This is a genomic window from Cobetia sp. cqz5-12 (genome assembly GCF_016495405.1).
GTDB lineage: Bacteria > Pseudomonadota > Gammaproteobacteria > Pseudomonadales > Halomonadaceae > Cobetia.
On the sequence record NZ_CP044522.1, the window covers coordinates 3,486,049 to 3,510,099 of the forward strand.

Genomic DNA, 24,051 nt, shown 5'->3' on the forward strand with positions numbered 1-24,051 from the left:
AAAGTCTAATACAACAAGGGGAGACAGCCTAAGCCATCTCCCCTATCCCATCGATTCAGCCGTCAACGTTCGTCTTGAGACTGTTGCTGTCGAGCAGAGATTGAATGATCTGCGTATCCGTGTCGCCACCTGAGGTCAGGTCGACATCCTGCAGATTGATCTCCTGCGTGATATTGCTGCCGTTGGAGCCATCGACACTGATCTCGATATTGGTGCCCCCTTCTCCATCTGACTCGAAGTGCAGGAAGCTCGAGAGCGTATCGGCATCATCGTTGGACTGAAGCAGATCGGACAGATCGATGACATCGCCATCCTCGACACTGAAGTCGGTGATGGTATCCGTCGCCATGCCGCCTTCGCTGTTGATGTCATGACCGCTCAGCCATTGGAAGGTGTCAGCACCATCGCCGCCGGTGAGGATGTCGTTGCCGGAGCCACCAACCAGAAGATCATCGCCCTCACCACCGGACAGGATATCGTTGCCGGTGCCGCCCCGCAGCGTATCGTTGCCGCTGCCACCTTCCAGACGATCGCTGCCCACACCGCCACTCAAGATGTCATTGCCGCCCTGGCCAATCAGATAGTCCGCATAGAACGGGCCATCGCCATCGCCCGTCAGGGTGTCGTTGCCAGAGGTCCCGATCAGGACCGACAGCTTGTCGACGTCGATGCTGACACTTGAAGCGTTGGTATCCCCGTCGTTGTCGACCGTGACGTAATCAAAGCTGTCCGTGGAACGCTCACTGACATTGTCCGGTGGCGTATAGGAAAAATCACCAGTCCCCAGATTGAACAGCATGCTGCCGCCCAGTTCCGTCGAGATGGTCAACTCCAGGCTGTCCGCATCGTAGCTGCTGTTGTCGATGCCAGTGGCAGAAACAGCATTGGTATCCGGGTCATAACTGTAGGTAGTGCCATCCACAGTGACCGACTGCAGATAACCACCATCCGCTCCCAACAAACTGCCATCTACGGAACTGCCTGATACCAGCTGACCACTGACGGGTGATTGGACCGTGGCAGCAAGCGTATCGTCCAGATCCTCGAAGCTGGTCACGACTGTACTATCGATATCTTCGTCCGCTGAACCATCGTAGGCAATTGGATTGAGGTTGTCTTCATCGACACTGCCTCCCAGTCCTATCGCGTATGACTTGATGCCATTCTCCACCAGAAAATCTGTCCAGATATTCTCTTCACTCTCCGAGATACCTGCATCTGAACGGAAGATGGTATTACCCACAAGCACATTCAGGGCTTCATCATCACCATCACCAAAGTTAGGTTCACCATCGGAGAAGAAATAGGAAATGCTTTGCGCATCCTCCAATGCTCCATCTTCAGAATAATTCTCGATAGCAGCTGCAAGAGCGGAATCATAATTGGTATAACCACCGGCCTGCAGGTTATCCAGAATGCTCTCAGCCTCTCCTACGGTCACCCAAGCATTCTGAGCCGTACCGATGGATGAGAATGTCACCAGATTGATACGTACGTCACCAAAGTCATCGTAGGCCTCAATCAGAGACTTGATGGAATCAATAGCGCTCTGCAGGCGAGTTTCACCATCGATTCCATCAGTTGCATTCATGGAACCTGACACATCAAGAATGATAGTGAGATTGGTATCCACCAACGTCGAGGAGAAGCTCTGTGCTTCTTGCTGCTCGGGGGCATCATCCTCGATGCCGATGGTCAGCGTACCGGTGGAGCTTGCGCCTTCGCTATCCGTTGCGAGTACACCGAAGTCCAGAGACAGGACATCTTCCCCGTCACCCGAGTGATCAACCGCCTGACTCAGAGTGAAGGTATAGGCGCCGCTGTCATCGATGGTGACCGTCGCGACTTCATTGCCCTCGGCATCGGTTGCCACCATTGATTGGGTGCCACTGCCGGACCAGGTCACCGCACTGCCACCGGAGGTGATGGCCGTGGCAGGCGCCGTCAGTACCAGCGAGACACTGTCACTGTCGACATCCGTGATGGAAACCGTACCGGTGACGGTGGTGGCATCGGTGGTATCCGTGAAGCCATCAGCCGCATCACTGTCGGCGATACCACCTTCGAGCCCTTCTTCGCTGACGCGGCCTTCAGTCGCAGTCACTACCGGAGCGTCATTCGTCCCCTGGATGGTAATGGTGACATCCTGGGTAGCTGTCGCTCCCGCCGTATCCGTGACAGTGACGGTGTAGGTCAGGACCAGTGACTCGCCTGCAGACAGGTAGTTGAAGCTTTCCCCGGCAGCGCTGCTGTCGAAGGTCCAGTTGAGCGTTCCTTCCGTGTTCTCGTCATCGATGATGGCGCCGGTGTCCACCCCCAGCAGCGCAAGCAGATCATCATTGTCCAGCGCGCCAGTATCACCATTGCTGGAGACACTGGTCACGCTCGGCGTCACGCTATTGCTGAGATCCACATCCGTCACCGACAGCGTACCGCTGGTGCTCAGCGGTGAATCCGTCTCCGTCAGGCTGGCGGCTGCACTGTCGCCACTGCTGACGCTGATCGCCGGCCCGTCGTTGCGACCATTGATGGTGATTGTCAGAGTGGTGCTGGAGGTATCACCGTCAGCATCCGTGATCACGTAGGTATAGACATCCGTGACCGACTCACCTACCGCGAGGAACTGCAGATCTTCGCGCGCTGACTGGTAGCTATAGGAGCCATCTGCTTCAAGCGTCAGCTCGCCATAAGACCCAGTGATCACAGCCGCTGCGCCATCGCTCACCGCGACGGTTTCTGATCCGGAAGTGACGGCGGTGACGGTGACCGCATCGGCCCCCAGGGTATCCGCCGTCGCAGATGAGCCGTCCACCACATTGCCGGTAACGGCAGCACTGCGATTCTCGTTCATGCTACGGGTATCAGCATTGGCTATCGGCGCGGTGTCCAGAACGGTGACATCCAGACTGGATGTGGTGCTCTGACCGGCAAGATCCGTCACCACGACAGCGAAGTCGTCAACGACACTGTCATCGCCACCGGAATGATCAGCCGCAGTGCCATCTTCCACATAGCTGTAGAAGACCACCCCGGTGTCGGCATCATAGCCAGTGACGGTCAGCGTCCCTTCGCCATCTGGATTGGAGATCACTACCGGTGAGGTGTTGGCATCCGTGATATCCACACCAGCGATCGTCACTGCCGCGATACCTGCCGCAGCTGTCACGGTAAAGGTATCGGTGACCGTACTCCCTGTCGCTTCGGTGACGGACTGATCTTCCAGTGAATTGATGACCGGCTGTGCATCATCAGTACCGGTGATCACGATATCCACAGTCGTGGTGGAACCATCGCTGAGCGTGACGGTGTACTGCTCGACAATCTCGTCGTCAGACGTCAGTCCCTGCACAGCAGCTGTGTCGTTGTCGAGTGTATAGGTCCAGCTACCGTCAGCATTGACAGTGAAGCTGCCGTAGGCACTGCTGTCATCGGTCGCAGCCACGAATGTCGGCGCAACACTATCGACATCGGTCGCGGTCAGCGTGCCTGAGGCTTGTGTCACACCATCTTCGACAACAGCGCCATCATCTGTACTGATGACAACCGGGTCATCGACCGCCGTGACATCCTGGAAGCTGAGAATGGCTTCATCAATTTCGGTGCCATCCGTGATCACATAGGTGGTATCAGGCACCGGACCGTTGTAGTTCTCACCGGGTGTGAAGGTGAAGGTACCGTCAGTATTGATCAGCAGTGTGCCGACTTCCCCGAGATCCGCCGTCTCGCCCGAGTCGTAGGTATCGCCGTCAACAGTGAAGCTGACGACGCTCAACTCATCACCATCGGCGTCGACGTCGTTGTTCAAGACGTTGCCGCTGACCGGAGTATCTTCCTCGACCACGATCGGACCATCGTCATAGGCCACCGGCTTGTCATTCAAACCCTGGACATTGATGGTGATGTCGGCGGTATCCGAGTCGCCATCCGCATCCAGGATGGTGTACTCGAATACTTCCTTGACGAGGTCACCGGCACCCAGTGCCTGGGCACGTACATCGTCCAGGTCATAACTGAAGCTGCCATCGGTATTGAGGGTCAGGCTGCCATAGCTGCCATCGACGGTAACACTACCCCCGTTGTCTGCCAGCAAGATGCCGTCCAGTTTCGTGATGGTCACGGCATCGGCACCAAGCTCATCCCGCCCGCCACCTACGACGCTGGAGATCACATTGGTGCTGATCACCGGCTCACCATCAGGGGAAGTATCGTCCTCACGAATGGTGTAGGTGTCATCATTGGCGACAGGCGCGGTATCCAGAATCTTGACGTCGAGGCTGTCGGTGGTGCTCTGTCCTGCCAGGTCAGTGACGACCACGGCGAAGTTGTCGAACACGCTATCATCGCCAGCCGTGTGATCCGCAGCCGTGCCATCCTCCACATAGGTGTAGGACACGGTGCCGGCATCGTAGCCCGTGATGGTCAGCGAGCCTTCATCATCAGTCGCGCCCGGAATCACGATGGGGTTATCTACTGACGCCGAAGTGATATCCGTGCCATTGATGGTGACGCTGGCGATTCCGGCATCCGCTGCCACCTCGAAGGTATCAGTGACCGTGGCACCCGTGGCCTCGGTCACTTCCTTGTCAGCCAGCGTGATGACCGGCACTGCGTCGCCCGAGCCCGTTATATTGATGGTCAGCGTGGTGCTGGAGGTGTCGCCATCGCTATCTTCCAGCACATAGGTGAAGACATCTTCCGCCGGTTCGCCCTCTGCCAGAGACTGCGTCTTGGTGGTATCCAGAACGTAGGTATAGCTGCCGTCGCTGTTGAGCGTCAGCGTGCCGTAGTCACCCGTGACCGTGGCACTGCCGCCGTCGGAAATCCCGGTATCGTTCAGTTTGCAGACCATGAACGGCGTATCTGCACCCAGGATGTCCTCATTGTCATTGGCGCCGTCGATCACGTTACCCGTGAGCTCGCCCGTCTCATCTTCATCAATATCGCGCTCATCCGGCTTGGCCGTCGGCGCAGTATCCAGAATCTTGACGTCAAGGCTGTCGCTGGTGCTCTGCCCAGCCAGGTCAGTGACGACCACGGCGAAGTTGTCGAACACGCTATCGTCGCCAGCCGTGTGATCCGCAGCCGTGCCATCCTCCACATAGGTGTAGGACACGGTGCCGGAATCGTAGCCCGTGATGGTCAGCGTGCCTTCATCATCAGTCGCACCTGGAATCACGATGGGGTTATCCACTGACGCCGAAGTGATATCCGTGCCATTGATGGTGACGCTGGCGATTCCGGCATCCGCTGCCACCTCGAAGGTGTCAGTGACCGTGGCACCTGTGGCCTCGGTCACTTCCTTGTCAGCCAACGTGATGACCGGCACTGCGTCGGTCGCGCCGGTGATGGTGATGTCGACCGTGGTGGTCGTCCCATCGGTCAGCGTGACGGTGTACTGCTCGCCGATGGTGTCATCCGGCGTCAGGCCCTGCACCGCGGCCGACTCGTTGTCGAGAGTGTAGGTCCAGCTGCCATCGGCGGCGACCTCGAAGCTGCCGTAGACACTGCTGTCATCGGTGGCGGCGACGAAGGCCAGATCCGGGTTGTCGGCATCCGTGGCCGTCAGCGTGCCAGTGGCTTCCAGGGCGCCGTCTTCTGCCACGGCGCCGGTATCGGGGGAGATAACCGGCAGGTCGTCGGTGCCGGTGATGGTGATGACGACGTTCTGGGTGTCCGTCGCGCCGGCGGTGTCGGTGACTGTCACCGCATAGGTCAGCGTCAGCACCTCACCCGCCGCCAGGTAGTCGAAATCTTCCCCGACCGTGCTGCTGTCGAAGTCCCAGGTGAGATTGCCGTCAGTGCCGCTGCCCTCGATGATGGCCGCGGCATCCACGCCCAGCATGCCGAGCAGATCGGTCTCAGACAGCGTGCCGGTATCCCCGTCAGCGTCGACGCCGGTGACGCTCGGCGTGACGCTATCGGTGAGGTCCACGTCCGACACGGACAGTGTGCCCGTGGCCGACAGCGGCGCATTCGCTTCTGTCAGACTGGCGGCGGCACTGTCGTCCGCGTCCACACGGATCACCGGGCCATCGTTGGCACCGGTAATGGTGATGTCGACCGTGGTGGTCGAGTCATCGCTCAGCGTGACGGTGTATTGCTCGGTGACCGTCTGGCCCGCGGCCAGCGCCTGGGTCGCCTCGGCATCGTTGGCAAGGTCATAGGTCCAGTTGCCCGCGGCATCGACCGTGAAGGTGCCGTAGTCGCTGCCGTCGGTGGCCGCGACAAAGGCCAGGTCGGCATTGTCGGCGTCCGTCGCGGTCAGCGTGCCACTGACACTCTGGGTGCCGTCTTCTGCCACGGCGCCGGTATCGGCGGAGATGACCGGCAGGTCGTCGGTGCCGGTGATGGTGATGACGACGTTCTGGGTGTCAGTCGCGCCGGCGGTGTCGGTGACCGTCACCGCATAGGTCAGCGTCAGCACCTCACCCGCCGCCAGGTAGTCGAAATCTTCCCCGACCGTGCTGCTGTCGAAGTCCCAGGTGAGATTGCCGTCAGTGCCGGTGCCCTCGATGATGGCCGCGGCATCCACGCCCAGCATGCCGAGCAGATCGCTCTCGGACAGCGTGCCGATATCCCCGTCAGCGTCGACGCCGGTGACGCTCGGCGTGACGCTATCGGTGAGGTCCACGTCCGACACGGACAGTGTGCCCGTGGCCGACAGCGGCGCATTCGCTTCTGTCAGACTGGCGGCGGCACTGTCGTCCGCGTCCACACGGATCACCGGGCCATCGTTGGCACCGGTAATGGTGATGTCGACCGTGGTGGTCGAGTCATCGCTCAGCGTGACGGTGTATTGCTCGGTGACCGTCTGGCCCGCGGCCAGCGCCTGGGTCGCCTCGGCATCGTTGGCAAGGTCATAGGTCCAGTTGCCCGCGGCATCGACCGTGAAGGTGCCGTAGTCGCTGCCGTCGGTGGCCGCGACAAAGGCCAGGTCGGCATTGTCGGCGTCCGTCGCGGTCAGCGTGCCACTGACACTCTGGGTGCCGTCTTCTGCCACGGCGCCGGTATCGGCGGAGATGACCGGCAGGTCGTCGGTGCCGGTGATGGTGATGACGACGTTCTGGGTGTCAGTCGCGCCGGCGGTGTCGGTGACCGTCACCGCATAGGTCAGCGTCAGCACCTCACCCGCCGCCAGGTAGTCGAAATCTTCCCCGACCGTGCTGCTGTCGAAGTCCCAGGTGAGATTGCCGTCAGTGCCGGTGCCCTCGATGATGGCCGCGGCATCCACGCCCAGCATGCCGAGCAGATCGCTCTCGGACAGCGTGCCGATATCCCCGTCAGCGTCGACGCCGGTGACGCTCGGCGTGACGCTATCGGTGAGGTCCACGTCCGACACGGACAGCGTGCCCGTGGCCGACAGCGGCGCATTCGCTTCTGTCAGACTGGCGGCGGCACTGTCGTCCGCGTCCACACGGATCACCGGGCCATCGTTGTCACCGGTAATGGTGATGTCGACCGTGGTGGTCGAGTCATCGCTCAGCGTGACGGTATAGCTCTCGGTGACGGTCTCGCCGGCAGCCAGTGCCTGGGTTTCGGCGGCGTCATTGTCGAGGGTGTAGGTCCAGCTGCCGTCGGCGGCGACCTCGAAGCTGCCGTAGACACTGCTGTCATCGGTGGCGGCGACGAAGGCCAGATCCGGGTTGTCGGCATCCGTGGCCGTCAGCGTACCGCTGGCTTCCAGGGTGGTGTCTTCGGTGACTTCACCGCTGTCATCGGAGATCACGGCGCCATCGTCCACGCCGGTAATGACGATGTCGACCGTGGTGGTCGAGTCATCGCTCAGCGTGACGGTGTAGGTCTCGGTGACGGTCTCGCCGGCAGCCAGTGCCTGGGTTTCGGCGGCGTCGTTGTCGAGCGTGTAGGTCCAGCTGCCGTCGGCGGCGACCTCGAAGCTGCCGTAGACACTGCTGTCATCGGTGGCGGCGACGAAGGCCAGATCCGGGTTGTCGGCATCCGTGGCCGTCAGCGTACCGCTGGCTTCCAGGGTGGTGTCTTCGGTGACTTCACCGCTGTCATCGGAGATCACGGCGCCATCGTCCACGCCGGTGATGACGATGTCGACCGTGGTGGTCGAGTCATCGCTCAGCGTGACGGTGTAGGTCTCGGTGACGGTCTCGCCGGCAGCCAGTGCCTGGGTTTCGGCGGCGTCGTTGTCGAGCGTGTAGGTCCAGCTGCCGTCGGCGGCGACCTCGAAGCTGCCGTAGACACTGCTGTCATCGGTGGCGGCGACGAAGGCCAGATCCGGGTTGTCGGCATCCGTGGCCGTCAGCGTACCGCTGGCTTCCAGAGCGCCGTCTTCTTCCACGGCGCCAGCACCGGCCGTGATGACCGGCAGGTCGTCGGTACCGGTGATGACGATGTCGACCGTGGTGGTCGAGTCATCGCTCAGCGTGACGGTGTAGGTCTCGGTGACGGTCTCGCCGGCAGCCAGTGCCTGGGTTTCGGCGGCGTCGTTGTCGAGCGTGTAGGTCCAGCTGCCGTCGGCGGCGACCTCGAAGCTGCCGTAGACACTGCTGTCATCGGTGGCGGCGACGAAGGCCAGATCCGGGTTGTCGGCATCCGTGGCCGTCAGCGTACCGCTGGCTTCCAGGGTGGTGTCTTCGGTGACTTCACCGCTGTCATCGGAGATCACGGCGCCATCGTCCACGCCGGTAATGACGATGTCGACCGTGGTGGTCGAGTCATCGCTCAGCGTGACGGTATAGCTCTCGGTGACGGTCTCGCCGGCAGCCAGTGCCTGGGTTTCGGCGGCGTCGTTGTCGAGCGTGTAGGTCCAGCTGCCGTCGGCGGCGACCTCGAAGCTGCCGTAGACACTGCTGTCATCGGTGGCGGCGACGAAGGCCAGATCCGGGTTGTCGGCATCCGTGGCCGTCAGCGTACCGCTGGCTTCCAGAGTGCCGTCTTCTTCCACGGCGCCAGCACCGGCCGTGATGACCGGCAGGTCGTCGGTACCGGTGATGACGATGTCGACCGTGGTGGTCGAGTCATCGCTCAGCGTGACGGTGTAGGTCTCGGTGACGGTCTCGCCGGCAGCCAGTGCCTGGGTTTCGGCGGCGTCGTTGTCGAGCGTGTAGGTCCAGCTGCCGTCGGCGGCGACCTCGAAGCTGCCGTAGACACTGCTGTCATCGGTGGCGGCGACGAAGGCCAGATCCGGGTTGTCGGCATCCGTGGCCGTCAGCGTACCGCTGGCTTCCAGGGTGGTGTCTTCGGTGACTTCACCGCTGTCATCGGAGATCACGGCGCCATCGTCCACGCCGGTGATGACGATGTCGACCGTGGTGGTCGAGTCATCGCTCAGCGTGACGGTGTAGGTCTCGGTGACGGTCTCGCCGGCAGCCAGTGCCTGGGTTTCGGCGGCGTCGTTGTCGAGCGTGTAGGTCCAGCTGCCGTCGGCGGCGACCTCGAAGCTGCCGTAGACACTGCTGTCATCGGTGGCGGCGACGAAGGCCAGATCCGGGTTGTCGGCATCCGTGGCCGTCAGCGTACCGCTGGCTTCCAGAGTGCCGTCTTCTTCCACGGCGCCAGCACCGGCCGTGATGACCGGCAGGTCGTCGGTACCGGTGATGACGATGTCGACCGTGGTGGTCGAGTCATCGCTCAGCGTGACGGTGTAGGTCTCGGTGACGGTCTCGCCGGCAGCCAGTGCCTGGGTTTCGGCGGCGTCGTTGTCGAGCGTGTAGGTCCAGCTGCCGTCGGCGGCGACCTCGAAGCTGCCGTAGACACTGCTGTCATCGGTGGCGGCGACGAAGGCCAGATCCGGGTTGTCGGCATCCGTGGCCGTCAGCGTACCGCTGGCTTCCAGAGTGCCGTCTTCTTCCACGGCGCCAGCACCGGCCGTGATGACCGGCAGGTCGTCGGTACCGGTGATGACGATGTCGACCGTGGTGGTCGAGTCATCGCTCAGCGTGACGGTGTAGGTCTCGGTGACGGTCTCGCCGGCAGCCAGTGCCTGGGTTTCGGCGGCGTCGTTGTCGAGCGTGTAGGTCCAGCTGCCGTCGGCGGCGACCTCGAAGCTGCCGTAGACACTGCTGTCATCGGTGGCGGCGACGAAGGCCAGATCCGGGTTGTCGGCATCCGTGGCCGTCAGCGTACCGCTGGCTTCCAGAGTGCCGTCTTCTTCCACGGCGCCAGCACCGGCCGTGATGACCGGCAGGTCGTCGGTACCGGTGATGACGATGTCGACCGTGGTGGTCGAGTCATCGCTCAGCGTGACGGTGTAGGTCTCGGTGGCGGTCTCGCCGGCAGCCAGTGCCTGGGTTTCGGCGGCGTCATTGTCGAGGGTGTAGGTCCAGCTGCCGTCGGCGGCGACCTCGAAGCTGCCGTAGACACTGCTGTCATCGGTGGCGGCGACGAAGGCCAGATCCGGGTTGTCGGCATCCGTGGCCGTCAGCGTACCGCTGGCTTCCAGGGTGGTGTCTTCGGTGACTTCACCGCTGTCATCGGAGATCACGGCGCCATCGTCCACGCCGGTAATGACGATGTCGACCGTGGTGGTCGAGTCATCGCTCAGCGTGACGGTATAGCTCTCGGTGACGGTCTCGCCGGCAGCCAGTGCCTGGGTTTCGGCGACGTCGTTGTCGAGCGTGTAGGTCCAGCTGCCGTCGGCGGCGACCTCGAAGCTGCCGTAGACACTGCTGTCATCGGTGGCGGCGACGAAGGCCAGATCCGGGTTGTCGGCATCCGTGGCCGTCAGCGTACCGCTGGCTTCCAGAGTGCCGTCTTCTTCCACGGCGCCAGCACCGGCCGTGATGACCGGTAGGTCGTCGGTACCGGTGATGACGATATCGACCGTGGTGGTCGAGTCATCGCTCAGCGTGACGGTATAGGTCTCGGTGACGGTCTCGCCGGCAGCCAGTGCCTGGGTTTCGGCGGCGTCGTTGTCGAGCGTGTAGGTCCAGCTGCCGTCGGCGGCGACCTCGAAGCTGCCGTAGACACTGCTGTCATCGGTGGCGGCGACGAAGGCCAGATCCGGGTTGTCGGCATCCGTGGCCGTCAGCGTACCGCTGGCTTCCAGAGTGCCGTCTTCTTCCACGGCACCGCACCATCGGTGATGACGGGCAGGTCGTCGGTACCGGTGATGACGATGTCGACCGTGGTGGTCGAGTCATCGCTCAGCGTGACGGTGTAGGTCTCGGTGACGGTCTCGCCGGCAGCCAGTGCCTGGGTTTCGGCGGCGTCGTTGTCGAGCGTGTAGGTCCAGCTGCCGTCGGCGGCGACCTCGAAGCTGCCGTAGACACTGCTGTCATCGGTGGCGGCGACGAAGGCCAGATCCGGGTTGTCGGCATCCGTGGCCGTCAGCGTACCGCTGGCTTCCAGGGTGGTGTCTTCTTCTTCACCGCTGTCATCGGAGATCACGGCGCCATCGTCCACGCCGGTGATGACGATGTCGACCGTGGTGGTCGAGTCATCGCTCAGCGTGACGGTATAGCTCTCGGTGACGGTCTCGCCGGCAGCCAGTGCCTGGGTTTCGGCGGCGTCGTTGTCGAGCGTGTAGGTCCAGCTGCCGTCGGCGGCGACCTCGAAGCTGCCGTAGACACTGCTGTCATCGGTGGCGGCGACGAAGGCCAGATCCGGGTTGTCGGCATCCGTGGCCGTCAGCGTACCGCTGGCTTCCAGAGTGCCGTCTTCTTCCACGGCGCCAGCACCGGCCGTGATGACCGGTAGGTCGTCGGTACCGGTGATGACGATATCGACCGTGGTGGTCGAGTCATCGCTCAGCGTGACGGTATAGGTCTCGGTGACGGTCTCGCCGGCAGCCAGTGCCTGGGTTTCGGCGGCGTCGTTGTCGAGCGTGTAGGTCCAGCTGCCGTCGGCGGCGACCTCGAAGCTGCCGTAGACACTGCTGTCATCGGTGGCGGCGACGAAGGCCAGATCCGGGTTGTCGGCATCCGTGGCCGTCAGCGTACCGCTGGCTTCCAGAGTGCCGTCTTCGGTGACTTCACCGCACCGGCGGTGATCACGGGCATCGTCCACGCCGGTGATGACGATGTCGACCGTGGTGGTCGAGTCATCGCTCAGCGTGACGGTGTAGGTCTCGGTGACGGTCTCGCCGGCAGCCAGTGCCTGGGTTTCGGCGGCGTCGTTGTCGAGCGTGTAGGTCCAGCTGCCGTCGGCGGCGACCTCGAAGCTGCCGTAGACACTGCTGTCATCGGTGGCGGCGACGAAGGCCAGATCCGGGTTGTCGGCATCCGTGGCCGTCAGCGTACCGCTGGCTTCCAGGGTGGTGTCTTCGGTGACTTCACCGCTGTCATCGGAGATCACGGCGCCATCGTCCACGCCGGTGATGACGATGTCGACCGTGGTGGTCGAGTCATCGCTCAGCGTGACGGTGTAGGTCTCGGTGACGGTCTCGCCGGCAGCCAGTGCCTGGGTTTCGGCGGCGTCGTTGTCGAGCGTGTAGGTCCAGCTGCCGTCGGCGGCGACCTCGAAGCTGCCGTAGACACTGCTGTCATCGGTGGCGGCGACGAAGGCCAGATCCGGGTTGTCGGCATCCGTGGCCGTCAGCGTACCGCTGGCTTCCAGAGTGCCGTCTTCTTCCACGGCGCCAGCACCGGCCGTGATGACCGGCAGGTCGTCGGTACCGGTGATGACGATGTCGACCGTGGTGGTCGAGTCATCGCTCAGCGTGACGGTGTAGGTCTCGGTGACGGTCTCGCCGGCAGCCAGTGCCTGGGTTTCGGCGGCGTCATTGTCGAGGGTGTAGGTCCAGCTGCCGTCGGCGGCGACCTCGAAGCTGCCGTAGACACTGCTGTCATCGGTGGCGGCGACGAAGGCCAGATCCGGGTTGTCGGCATCCGTGGCCGTCAGCGTACCGCTGGCTTCCAGAGTGCCGTCTTCTTCCACGGCGCCAGCACCGGCCGTGATGACCGGCAGGTCGTCGGTACCGGTGATGACGATGTCGACCGTGGTGGTCGAGTCATCGCTCAGCGTGACGGTGTAGGTCTCGGTGACGGTCTCGCCGGCAGCCAGTGCCTGGGTTTCGGCGGCGTCGTTGTCGAGCGTGTAGGTCCAGCTGCCGTCGGCGGCGACCTCGAAGCTGCCGTAGACACTGCTGTCATCGGTGGCGGCGACGAAGGCCAGATCCGGGTTGTCGGCATCCGTGGCCGTCAGCGTACCGCTGGCTTCCAGGGTGGTGTCTTCGGTGACTTCACCGCTGTCATCGGAGATCACGGCGCCATCGTCCACGCCGGTGATGACGATGTCGACCGTGGTGGTCGAGTCATCGCTCAGCGTGACGGTGTAGGTCTCGGTGACGGTCTCGCCGGCAGCCAGTGCCTGGGTTTCGGCGGCGTCGTTGTCGAGCGTGTAGGTCCAGCTGCCGTCGGCGGCGACCTCGAAGCTGCCGTAGACACTGCTGTCATCGGTGGCGGCGACGAAGGCCAGATCCGGGTTGTCGGCATCCGTGGCCGTCAGCGTACCGCTGGCTTCCAGAGTGCCGTCTTCTTCCACGGCGCCAGCACCGGCCGTGATGACCGGCAGGTCGTCGGTACCGGTGATGACGATGTCGACCGTGGTGGTCGAGTCATCGCTCAGCGTGACGGTGTAGGTCTCGGTGACGGTCTCGCCGGCAGCCAGTGCCTGGGTTTCGGCGGCGTCGTTGTCGAGCGTGTAGGTCCAGCTGCCGTCGGCGGCGACCTCGAAGCTGCCGTAGACACTGCTGTCATCGGTGGCGGCGACGAAGGCCAGATCCGGGTTGTCGGCATCCGTGGCCGTCAGCGTACCGCTGGCTTCCAGAGTGCCGTCTTCTTCCACGGCGCCAGCACCGGCCGTGATGACCGGCAGGTCGTCGGTACCGGTGATGACGATGTCGACCGTGGTGGTCGAGTCATCGCTCAGCGTGACGGTGTAGGTCTCGGTGACGGTCTCGCCGGCAGCCAGTGCCTGGGTTTCGGCGGCGTCATTGTCGAGGTGTAGGTCCAGCTGCCGTCGGCGGCGACCTCGAAGCTGCCGTAGACACTGCTGTCATCGGTGGCGGCGACGAAGGCCAGATCCGGGTTGTCGGCATCCGTGGCCGTCAGCGTACCGCTGGCTTCCAGAGTGCCGTCTTCTTCCACGGCGCCAGCACCGGCCGTGATGACCGGCAGGTCGTCGGTACCGGTGATGACGATGTCGACCGTGGTGGTCGAGTCATCGCTCAGCGTGACGGTGTAGGTCTCGGTGACGGTCTCGCCGGCAGCCAGTGCCTGGGTTTCGGCGGCGTCGTTGTCGAGCGTGTAGGTCCAGCTGCCGTCGGCGGCGACCTCGAAGCTGCCGTAGACACTGCTGTCATCGGTGGCGGCGACGAAGGCCAGATCCGGGTTGTCGGCATCCGTGGCCGTCAGCGTACCGCTGGCTTCCAGGGTGGTGTCTTCGGTGACTTCACCGCTGTCATCGGAGATCACGGCGCCATCGTCCACGCCGGTAATGACGATGTCGACCGTGGTGGTCGAGTCATCGCTCAGCGTGACGGTATAGCTCTCGGTGACGGTCTCGCCGGCAGCCAGTGCCTGGGTTTCGGCGGCGTCGTTGTCGAGCGTGTAGGTCCAGCTGCCGTCGGCGGCGACCTCGAAGCTGCCGTAGACACTGCTGTCATCGGTGGCGGCGACGAAGGCCAGATCCGGGTTGTCGGCATCCGTGGCCGTCAGCGTACCGCTGGCTTCCAGAGTGCCGTCTTCTTCCACGGCGCCAGCACCGGCCGTGATGACCGGCAGGTCGTCGGTACCGGTGATGACGATGTCGACCGTGGTGGTCGAGTCATCGCTCAGCGTGACGGTGTAGGTCTCGGTGACGGTCTCGCCGGCAGCCAGTGCCTGGGTTTCGGCGGCGTCGTTGTCGAGCGTGTAGGTCCAGCTGCCGTCGGCGGCGACCTCGAAGCTGCCGTAGACACTGCTGTCATCGGTGGCGGCGACGAAGGCCAGATCCGGGTTGTCGGCATCCGTGGCCGTCAGCGTACCGCTGGCTTCCAGAGTGCCGTCTTCTTCCACGGCGCCAGCACCGGCCGTGATGACCGGCAGGTCGTCGGTACCGGTGATGACGATGTCGACCGTGGTGGTCGAGTCATCGCTCAGCGTGACGGTGTAGGTCTCGGTGACGGTCTCGCCGGCAGCCAGTGCCTGGGTTTCGGCGGCGTCATTGTCGAGGGTGTAGGTCCAGCTGCCGTCGGCGGCGACCTCGAAGCTGCCGTAGACACTGCTGTCATCGGTGGCGGCGACGAAGGCCAGATCCGGGTTGTCGGCATCCGTGGCCGTCAGCGTACCGCTGGCTTCCAGGGTGGTGTCTTCGGTGACTTCACCGCTGTCATCGGAGATCACGGCGCCATCGTCCACGCCGGTGATGACGATGTCGACCGTGGTGGTCGAGTCATCGCTCAGCGTGACGGTATAGCTCTCGGTGACGGTCTCGCCGGCAGCCAGTGCCTGGGTTTCGGCGGCGTCATTGTCGAGGGTGTAGGTCCAGCTGCCGTCGGCGGCGACCTCGAAGCTGCCGTAGACACTGCTGTCATCGGTGGCGGCGACGAAGGCCAGATCCGGGTTGTCGGCATCCGTGGCCGTCAGCGTACCGCTGGCTTCCAGGGTGGTGTCTTCGGTGACTTCACCGCTGTCATCGGAGATCACGGCGCCATCGTCCACGCCGGTAATGACGATGTCGACCGTGGTGGTCGAGTCATCGCTCAGCGTGACGGTGTAGGTCTCGGTGACGGTCTCGCCGGCAGCCAGTGCCTGGGTTTCGGCGGCGTCATTGTCGAGGGTGTAGGTCCAGCTGCCGTCGGCGGCGACCTCGAAGCTGCCGTAGACACTGCTGTCATCGGTGGCGGCGACGAAGGCCAGATCCGGGTTGTCGGCATCCGTGGCCGTCAGCGTACCGCTGGCTTCCAGAGTGCCGTCTTCTTCCACGACGCCAGCACCGGCCGTGATGACCGGCAGGTCGTCGGTACCGGTGATGACGATGTCGACCGTGGTGGTCGAGTCATCGCTCAGCGTGACGGTGTAGGTCTCGGTGACGGTCTCGCCGGCAGCCAGTGCCTGGGTTTCGGCGGCGTCATTGTCGAGGGTGTAGGTCCAGCTGCCGTCGGCGGCGACCTCGAAGCTGCCGTAGACACTGCTGTCATCGGTGGCGGCGACGAAGGCCAGATCCGGGTTGTCGGCATCCGTGGCCGTCAGCGTACCGCTGGCTTCCAGAGTGCCGTCTTCTTCCACGGCGCCAGCACCGGCCGTGATGACCGGCAGGTCGTCGGTACCGGTGATGACGATGTCGACCGTGGTGGTCGAGTCATCGCTCAGCGTGACGGTGTAGGTCTCGGTGACGGTCTCGCCGGCAGCCAGTGCCTGGGTTTCGGCGGCGTCGTTGTCGAGCGTGTAGGTCCAGCTGCCGTCGGCGGCGACCTCGAAGCTGCCGTAGACACTGCTGTCATCGGTGGCGGCGACGAAGGCCAGATCCGGGTTGTCGGCATCCGTGGCCGTCAGCGTACCGCTGGCTTCCAGGGTGGTGTCTTCGGTGACTTCACCGCTGTCATCGGAGATCACGGCGCCATCGTCCACGCCGGTAATGACGATGTCGACCGTGGTGGTCGAGTCATCGCTCAGCGTGACGGTATAGCTCTCGGTGACGGTCTCGCCGGCAGCCAGTGCCTGGGTTTCGGCGGCGTCGTTGTCGAGCGTGTAGGTCCAGCTGCCGTCGGCGGCGACCTCGAAGCTGCCGTAGACACTGCTGTCATCGGTGGCGGCGACGAAGGCCAGATCCGGGTTGTCGGCATCCGTGGCCGTCAGCGTACCGCTGGCTTCCAGAGTGCCGTCTTCTTCCACGGCGCCAGCACCGGCCGTGATGACCGGCAGGTCGTCGGTACCGGTGATGACGATGTCGACCGTGGTGGTCGAGTCATCGCTCAGCGTGACGGTGTAGGTCTCGGTGACGGTCTCGCCGGCAGCCAGTGCCTGGGTTTCGGCGGCGTCGTTGTCGAGCGTGTAGGTCCAGCTGCCGTCGGCGGCGACCTCGAAGCTGCCGTAGACACTGCTGTCATCGGTGGCGGCGACGAAGGCCAGATCCGGGTTGTCGGCATCCGTGGCCGTCAGCGTACCGCTGGCTTCCAGGGTGGTGTCTTCGGTGACTTCACCGCTGTCATCGGAGATCACGGCGCCATCGTCCACGCCGGTAATGACGATGTCGACCGTGGTGGTCGAGTCATCGCTCAGCGTGACGGTATAGCTCTCGGTGACGGTCTCGCCGGCAGCCAGTGCCTGGGTTTCGGCGGCGTCGTTGTCGAGCGTGTAGGTCCAGCTGCCGTCGGCGGCGACCTCGAAGCTGCCGTAGACACTGCTGTCATCGGTGGCGGCGACGAAGGCCAGATCCGGGTTGTCGGCATCCGTGGCCGTCAGCGTACCGCTGGCTTCCAGAGAGCCGTCTTCTTCCACGGCGCCAGCACCGGCCGTGATGCCCGGCAGGTCGTCGGTACCGGTGATGACGATGTCGACCGTGGTGGTCGAGTCATCGCTCAGCGTGACGGTGTAGGTCTCGGTGACGGTCTCGCCGGCAGCCAGTGCCTGGGTTTCGGCGGCGTCGTTGTCGAGCGTGTAGGTCCAGCTGCCGTCGGCGGCGACCTCGAAGCTGCCGTAGACACTGCTGTCATCGGTGGCGGCGACGAAGGCCAGATCCGGGTTGTCGGCATCCGTGGCCGTCAGCGTACCGCTGGCTTCCAGGGTGCCGTCTTCTTCCACGGCGCCAGCACCGGCCGTGATGACCGGCAGGTCGTCGGTACCGGTGATGACGATATCGACCGTGGTGGTCGAGTCATCGCTCAGCGTGACGGTATAGGTCTCGGTGACGGTCTCGCCGGCAGCCAGCGCCTGGACTTCATCAGCGTCATTATCGAGGGTATAAGTCCACTCGCCAGCCTCGTTGACGCTGAACGTACCGTAGGTATCACTCTGGGTGCCAGCGATAACATCTGTAATGTCCACATCTACTAGGGTGCCGGTGGCTTCAATGACACTATCTTCCGTTACAGACCCGGAGTCACCATCGATCAGCGTGCCCACGTCATTGCTGGTCGCGGTGTTGCCGGCCGGATCGGTGACCGAGGCCTCGACGCTGTACTCGCCTTCGCTCAGCGGGGTCTCGGCATCGACGCTGTAGGTGCCGTTCTCGACGGTGGCGGTGACGGTCTGCTCGTTGCCGTCGCTGTCGGTGATGACCAGCGTGACCGTGCTGCCGTCATCGGCGTCGGTGGTGCCGACGATGGTCGGCGTGGTGTCGGAGGTCAGCGCGGGAGCATCGACGGTCAGCGCCGGCGCGCTTGCGTCGATCTCACCCACGTCATTGCTGGTCGCGGTATTGCCGGCCGGATCGGTGACGGTGGCTTCGACACTGTATTCGCCTTCGCTCAACGGCGTCTCGGCGTCGACGCTGTAGGTGCCGTTCTCGACGGTGGCGGTGACGGTCTGTTCATTGCCGTCGCTGTCGGTGATGACGAGTGTGACAGTGCTGCCATCAGGCGCATCGGTGGTACCCACGATGGTCGGCGTGGTGTCGGAGGTCAGCGCCGGGGCATAGACAGTCAGCGCCGGAGCGGACAGATCGATCTCGCCCACGTCATTGCTGGTCGCGGTGTTGCCGGCCGGATCGGTGACGGTGGCTTCGACACTGTACTCGCCTTCGCTCAGCGGCGTCTCGGCGTCGACGCTGTAGGTGCCGTTCTCGACGGTCGCGGTGACGGTCTGCTCGTTGCCGTCACTATCGGTGATGACCAGCGTGACGGTGCTGCCGTCTTCGGCGTCGGTGGTCCCGACGATGGTCGGCGTGGTGTCGGAGGTCAGCGCGGGGGCATCGACGGTCAGAGCCGGAGCGGACAGATCGATCTCGCCCACGTCATTGCTGGTCGCGGTGTTGCCGGCCGGATCGGTGACCGAGGCCTCGACGCTGTACTCGCCTTCGCTCAGCGGTGTCTCGGCATCGACGCTGTAGGTGCCGTTCTCGACGGTGGCGGTGACGGTCTGTTCATTGCCGTCGCTGTCGGTGATGACCAGCGTGACGGTGCTGCCGTCTTCGGCATCGGTGCTGCCGACGATGGTCGGCGTGGTGTCGGAGGTCAGCGCGGGGGCATCGACGGTCAGAGTCGGCGCGGTCAGGTCGATCTCGCCGGTATCGGTGCTGGTCGCGGTGTTTCCTGCGGTATCAGAAACCGAAGCATCGACGCTGTATTCGCCTTCACTCAGCGGCGTTTCCGCATCGACGCTGTAGGTGCCGTTCTCGACGGTGGCGGTGACGGTCTGTTCATTGCCGTCGCTGTCGGTGATGACCAGCGTGACGGTGCTGCCGTCTTCGGCATCGGTGGTGCCGACGATAGTCGGCGTGGTGTCGGAGGTCAGCGCGGGGGCGTCGACGGTCAGTGCCGGCGCGCTTGCGTCGATCTCGCCCACGTCATTGCTGGTCGCGGTGTTGCCGGCCGGATCGGTGACCGAGGCTTCGACGCTGTACTCGCCTTCGCTCAGCGGCGTCTCGGCATCGACGGAATAGGTGCCATCTTCGACGGTCGCGGTAACAGTCTGCTCGTTGCCGTCACTGTCAGTGATGACCAGCGTGACGGTGCTGCCGTCTTCGGCGTCGGTGGTACCGACGATGGTCGGCGTGGTGTCGGAGGTCAGCGCGGGGGCATCGACGGTCAGTGCCGGCGCGCTTGCGTCGATCTCGCCCACGTCATTGCTGGTCGCGGTGTTGCCGGCCGGATCGGTGACCGAGGCTTCGACGCTGTACTCGCCTTCGCTCAGCGGCGTCTCGGCATCGACGGAATAGGTGCCATCTTCGACGGTCGCGGTAACAGTCTGCTCGTTGCCGTCACTGTCAGTGATGACCAGCGTGACGGTGCTGCCGTCTTCGGCGTCGGTGGTACCGACGATGGTCGGCGTGGTGTCGGAGGTCAGCGCGGGGGCATCGACGGTCAGGCTCGGCGCACTTGCGTCGATCTCGCCTACGTCATTGCTGGTCGCGGTGTTGCCGGCCGGATCGGTGACGGTGGCCTCGACGCTGTAGTCGCCTTCGCTCAGCGGCGTCTCGGCGTCGACGCTGTAAGTGCCGTTCTCGACGGTCGCGGTGACGGTCTGCTCGTTGCCGTCGCTGTCGGTGATGACCAGCGTGACGATGCTGCCGTCTTGGGCATCGGTGGTACCGACGATGGTCGGCGTGGTGTCGGAGGTCAGCGCCGGGGCATCGACCGACAAGGACAGCACGACCTCTGTCGGCAGTGTCGGATCAAGATTCAGCCCCAAGCCATCTTCGTCCTCATCATTGAACTCCGGGTCGGTAAAGCCGCCCTCATATTCATAGGAGGTCCGCTCAACACGCCCTTCACGCCCCACCCCAGAGGCATCCAGGAAACCACTACGACTGCTGCCCGGCGCACCGCCATTCTCACCAGCTGCGGGAGCTTCCTGAATCGCGGTCGGATCTTCGCCTCGAGCGATCGCTTCGCGCAACGCTTCCACTGCCGGGTCAACAGGCGCATCTCCACGCGACTCGGCCAGCAAGACTTCTACGCCAATCGGCGCTCCCTGCGGCACCACTAGCTGGGTGCCGTCTTCCAGCACCACGATCGCGCCCTGCGGTGCGACCAGAGTAGCTGTCGGTTCAAGCGTCATTCCATTGACGACACGCTGCGCCTCGTTAGTGGAGGAAACAACAAGTACTGTGCCTTCTGTGCGGATGACCTGGACCATGGGGACATACTCCTGCTGGGGAAAGGTGCTGCATCATGCTGCGAAGGGGGGCAATGGCATGATCGACAAGGACGGTTAGTTACATTTTGATACACAACATCACTTACTGCAACCTAGCAATTTTCAGTAGTGGCATCGCGCCATGATGATTAGATATCTAGTCACAAAAAACCTCTATCAATCAGTGACTCACACTCATGAAGGTCGTCGTTGCGCTTCAGCGAATCTTGCGAGACTGAACAGACCACTGCCGTCGGATACTACGCAAGGGTGGTGATTGATCATGAGGGATCGCTAATACCGTAGCATCGTTGTAGAGCCATTGTTCAATCAGATCCGCCAAATGTAACAATGCTTTTACATTCTGCGGCTGCTGCTGAGCAATACGGCGGAGGTGGCTGCCGGGAGCCTCGCCCACGTGAGGGCCATGGCCCGTGCGCTCAAGTCGCTTCACCAACCTGCGGTAGGCTCGCACACCTGCGTGCGCTGAGACCTCACGGCCAGACCATAACACCAGTGTCACGCCTGCCAGCACCACACTACCCAGCAGCCCGAGCACACCCCAGACAAGCCACTCCCAGCGGAAGTCACCAAACAGCCGCTTCCAGAGATTACGTTGCTCATCGAGACGGAACCCCACCACGCTGCGTTGCCAGCGGTATTCGAAACGCTCCCACTGCCGTCTCAGATCACTGAGCAACGAATTATTCAGCGTGAAGGCACGCAAGCCAGCATCGGCCATGAAGCCCGGCTGCCCCTGCAGACTCAGCGCCCCCTGCGAGATTCGCTCGGGAGCCACCGCCGCAGTGGGATCAAATCGATGCCAGCGGCCGGCATAGAACACCTCGACCCAGGCGTGAGCGTCATACTGGCGAATGCTCAACTCCTGCGGCCCACCGATGCCATCGCCCTGTGCCTCGCCGCCCAGATACCCAGCGACCATTCGCGCCGGCAGTCCGGCAGCACGCGCCAGAAAAACGCTGGTAGAAGCATAATGGGTGCAATAGCCCTGCAAGCTATCGAACAGAAAATCATCGACACGACTGAGCCCCTCGAGGCGCGGTGGCGTCAGGGTGTAGTGGAAAGGCTGGCGATTGAAATACTGGAAAAGGCGTTGCAGGAAGACCTGAGGATCTCCCCCCGACTCCCGCATCAGATCGCGAGCGAACTCACGGGCACGCGGGTTGCCATCATCGGGCAACAGCTGATCAAGGCGCTGCATCCATTGCGGAGCCGTGGTCGGTGGCGCGCCGGAGGAAGACATCTCCAGCAACTCGCGGGTATTGAGTGACGCCTGCCCCTCAAGGGTGCCATCAATCAGGTAACGGGCCTCGCGGCTGGTCGTCAGTGGCGCGCCGAGACTCGGCCGCCAGGGGCGTGGGTCCGGCTCCAACAACAGCTCATAGCGATGACGCGCGACTTCCCCATCGATGCGCGTCCCGCGCTGAACGTAACGTTCAGGCGGCCCGCCCAGCGCCTCCTGAAGACGCTCCGGCGTGGCACGCGACCAGCGCACGCCATCAAACAGGCTCAGGGTATACACACGCCAGTAGCGCTGGGAGGCCGCAGGCAGTCCGTTGTCGAAACGCGCCCGAAACGCCAGAGCATCACTGCGACCCAGGGCGGCGATATCGCCAGGAGAGACACTGTCGGTAAGCCCGGTGGTGGCCTCGTTGAGCTGCGGCACGTTCCACAGCGGCGGCAAGCGGGGAAAGAGCACGAACAAGCCCAGCATCAGCGGCAGGGATAGCCCCATCAGCCAGGCAGTCTCCCGCATGGCCTCGCGACGCTCGCGTGCGCCGGCGATCAATACCAGCCCGCCGATCAGCCACGCCGCGGCCATGACCGAGGCCGCCGCCATCAAGGGCCCCTGGTCGTGCAGAAAGGCCGCTGCCAGCACCACGAAGCCCAGCCCGCAGACCACGCGACCATCGCGCAGGCTGTCCGTTTCCAGCAGCTTGAGCAGATAGATGCCGACCAGCAGGCCGATCATCGCCTCCAGGCGCAGCATCTGGCCGTATTCGAGAAACAGGCCCGCCGCGACCATGGCCACCGCCGCCAGTCGCAACAGGATGCCAGCGCGCGGAACTCGCGCCCGGAGTTGCTGAAAGCGCCACAACGCCGCCAGCAAGGCCGGCAAGGCAAGCCACACCGGCATCCACAGCACATGCAGCGCCAACACCAGACACTGGCCGATGAACAGGTGGCGCAGTTCCAGCCAGCCCAATGCCTGATCAGGCGTCAGCGGTTTGCGCTGCCACCAGCGTCGTCTGGCGCTGGAGGAGGGAGAAGATGCGCCACTGGAGAGCTCGTCCTTTGAGGAGCGGCCCAGGGAGGCACGTCCCGGGGAAGCCTTGGCTGTCGACAGGCTCATGCACTGCCCTCCTGACTCAAGGGACGACTCGCGCCGGCTCGCTCGGCGGCCTCACTGGCCGCCAGCTGGGCGGACCATGGCAACCTCTGCTCGCCGCCGAACAGCGTCAGCGCCTCAAGCACTCGACGGCGATGCGCCCCGCCGCTGGCGATGGCCAATGTCTGGCCCGGCAGCCGCAGACCATAGGTCGCCTGGGCGCCTTCCGCCGCCAGCACGCGTGCCGTGAGCTCCGAAAGCCGCTGCTCCATGTCGCCACGACAGGCCTCGTAATCCAGCCACAGCGAGGGACGCGCTGGCGTCTCGAAGCGCTTGGTGACCAGCTCGCCGCTGCGCCCCCAGTGCTTCCAGGCGATATGCGCTGGCGCATCACCCGGCACATAGCGGCGCAGACCGGCGAAATCGCCCTGCTCTATCTGCTCGAGCGTACGACGACTGCCCTGCGGGGTGGAGGGAAGCTCTGGCTGTGGATAGACGAGGACCGGCGTGTCGATCGCGACCCAGGCCCACAGGCGCACCAGTCCCAGTGGCCAGCGCGACTCCAGCGTCAGCGTCGGCAATGAGAACTGGCCACGCTGAAAGGCCGCCAGCTCCAGCGGCGCACTGCCTTCGCCGTCATGGATCTCGAGTCGCTGGCGCGCCTCTCCCAGTCGTACATCGATGGCATGTGAGCGAGCCCGACCGGTGAGGCGCACCATGACGCGCAACGTATTGCCCGCAAACGCCTCGCCATCGGCGATCAGCTGCACTCGCACGCCCGCCAGATTGCGCCAGCTGCGAAAGATGCTGACCACTGCCACGGCGAACAGCCAGAAGGACAGGCCATGCGCCAGCGAGTTCTCGTAATTGATACCCAACAGCAGCAACAGGATCACCAGCACCGCCCAGAACAGGCCAAAGGGCGTCGGCAGGATCATCAAGCGCGCGTGATGAAGCGCCTCGCCTCCGCCAATCGACATCTTGCGCAGCATGCGGGCTTTCACGCGCGCCCAT

The 24,051-nt window shown here is 63.6% G+C and carries 5 protein-coding genes; all 5 read right to left on the minus strand.

Annotated elements, in window-relative coordinates:
- Positions 1-55: 55 nt before the first annotated feature.
- The 5 genes from F8A90_RS14515 to F8A90_RS14535 all read right to left on the minus strand — a co-directional run bounded on the left by F8A90_RS14515 (position 56) and on the right by F8A90_RS14535 (position 24,029).
- Complete coding sequence (locus F8A90_RS14515) at positions 56-11,035, minus strand: VCBS domain-containing protein (protein ID WP_200017619.1); 10,980 nt, start codon at positions 11,033-11,035, stop codon at positions 56-58.
- Positions 10,996-13,923, minus strand: a complete 2,928-nt coding sequence (locus F8A90_RS14520) for a VCBS domain-containing protein (protein WP_325096959.1) — start codon at positions 13,921-13,923, stop codon at positions 10,996-10,998. Before F8A90_RS14520 ends, F8A90_RS14515 begins: the two co-directional genes overlap by 40 nt.
- Positions 13,836-20,687, minus strand: coding sequence for a VCBS domain-containing protein (locus F8A90_RS14525; RefSeq protein WP_200017624.1), 6,852 nt, complete (start codon positions 20,685-20,687; stop codon positions 13,836-13,838). The genes F8A90_RS14520 and F8A90_RS14525 overlap by 88 nt, the downstream gene beginning before the upstream one ends.
- A gap of 217 nt (positions 20,688-20,904) precedes the next feature.
- Positions 20,905-23,061, minus strand: coding sequence for a transglutaminase TgpA family protein (locus tag F8A90_RS14530; protein WP_200017626.1), 2,157 nt, complete (start codon positions 23,059-23,061; stop codon positions 20,905-20,907).
- Positions 23,058-24,029: a DUF58 domain-containing protein gene (locus F8A90_RS14535; RefSeq protein WP_200017628.1), complete on the minus strand. Its 972-nt coding sequence runs from the start codon at positions 24,027-24,029 to the stop codon at positions 23,058-23,060. Before F8A90_RS14535 ends, F8A90_RS14530 begins: the two co-directional genes overlap by 4 nt.
- Positions 24,030-24,051 lie beyond the last annotated feature (22 nt).

Coding starts and splice junctions, on each gene's coding strand:
- F8A90_RS14525 (WP_200017624.1), bottom strand. CDS start 20,687: ATGGTCCAGGTCATCCGCACAGAAGGCACAGTACTTGTTGTTTCCTCC.
- F8A90_RS14530 (WP_200017626.1), bottom strand. CDS start 23,061: ATGAGCCTGTCGACAGCCAAGGCTTCCCCGGGACGTGCCTCCCTGGGC.
- F8A90_RS14535 (WP_200017628.1), bottom strand. CDS start 24,029: ATGCTGCGCAAGATGTCGATTGGCGGAGGCGAGGCGCTTCATCACGCG.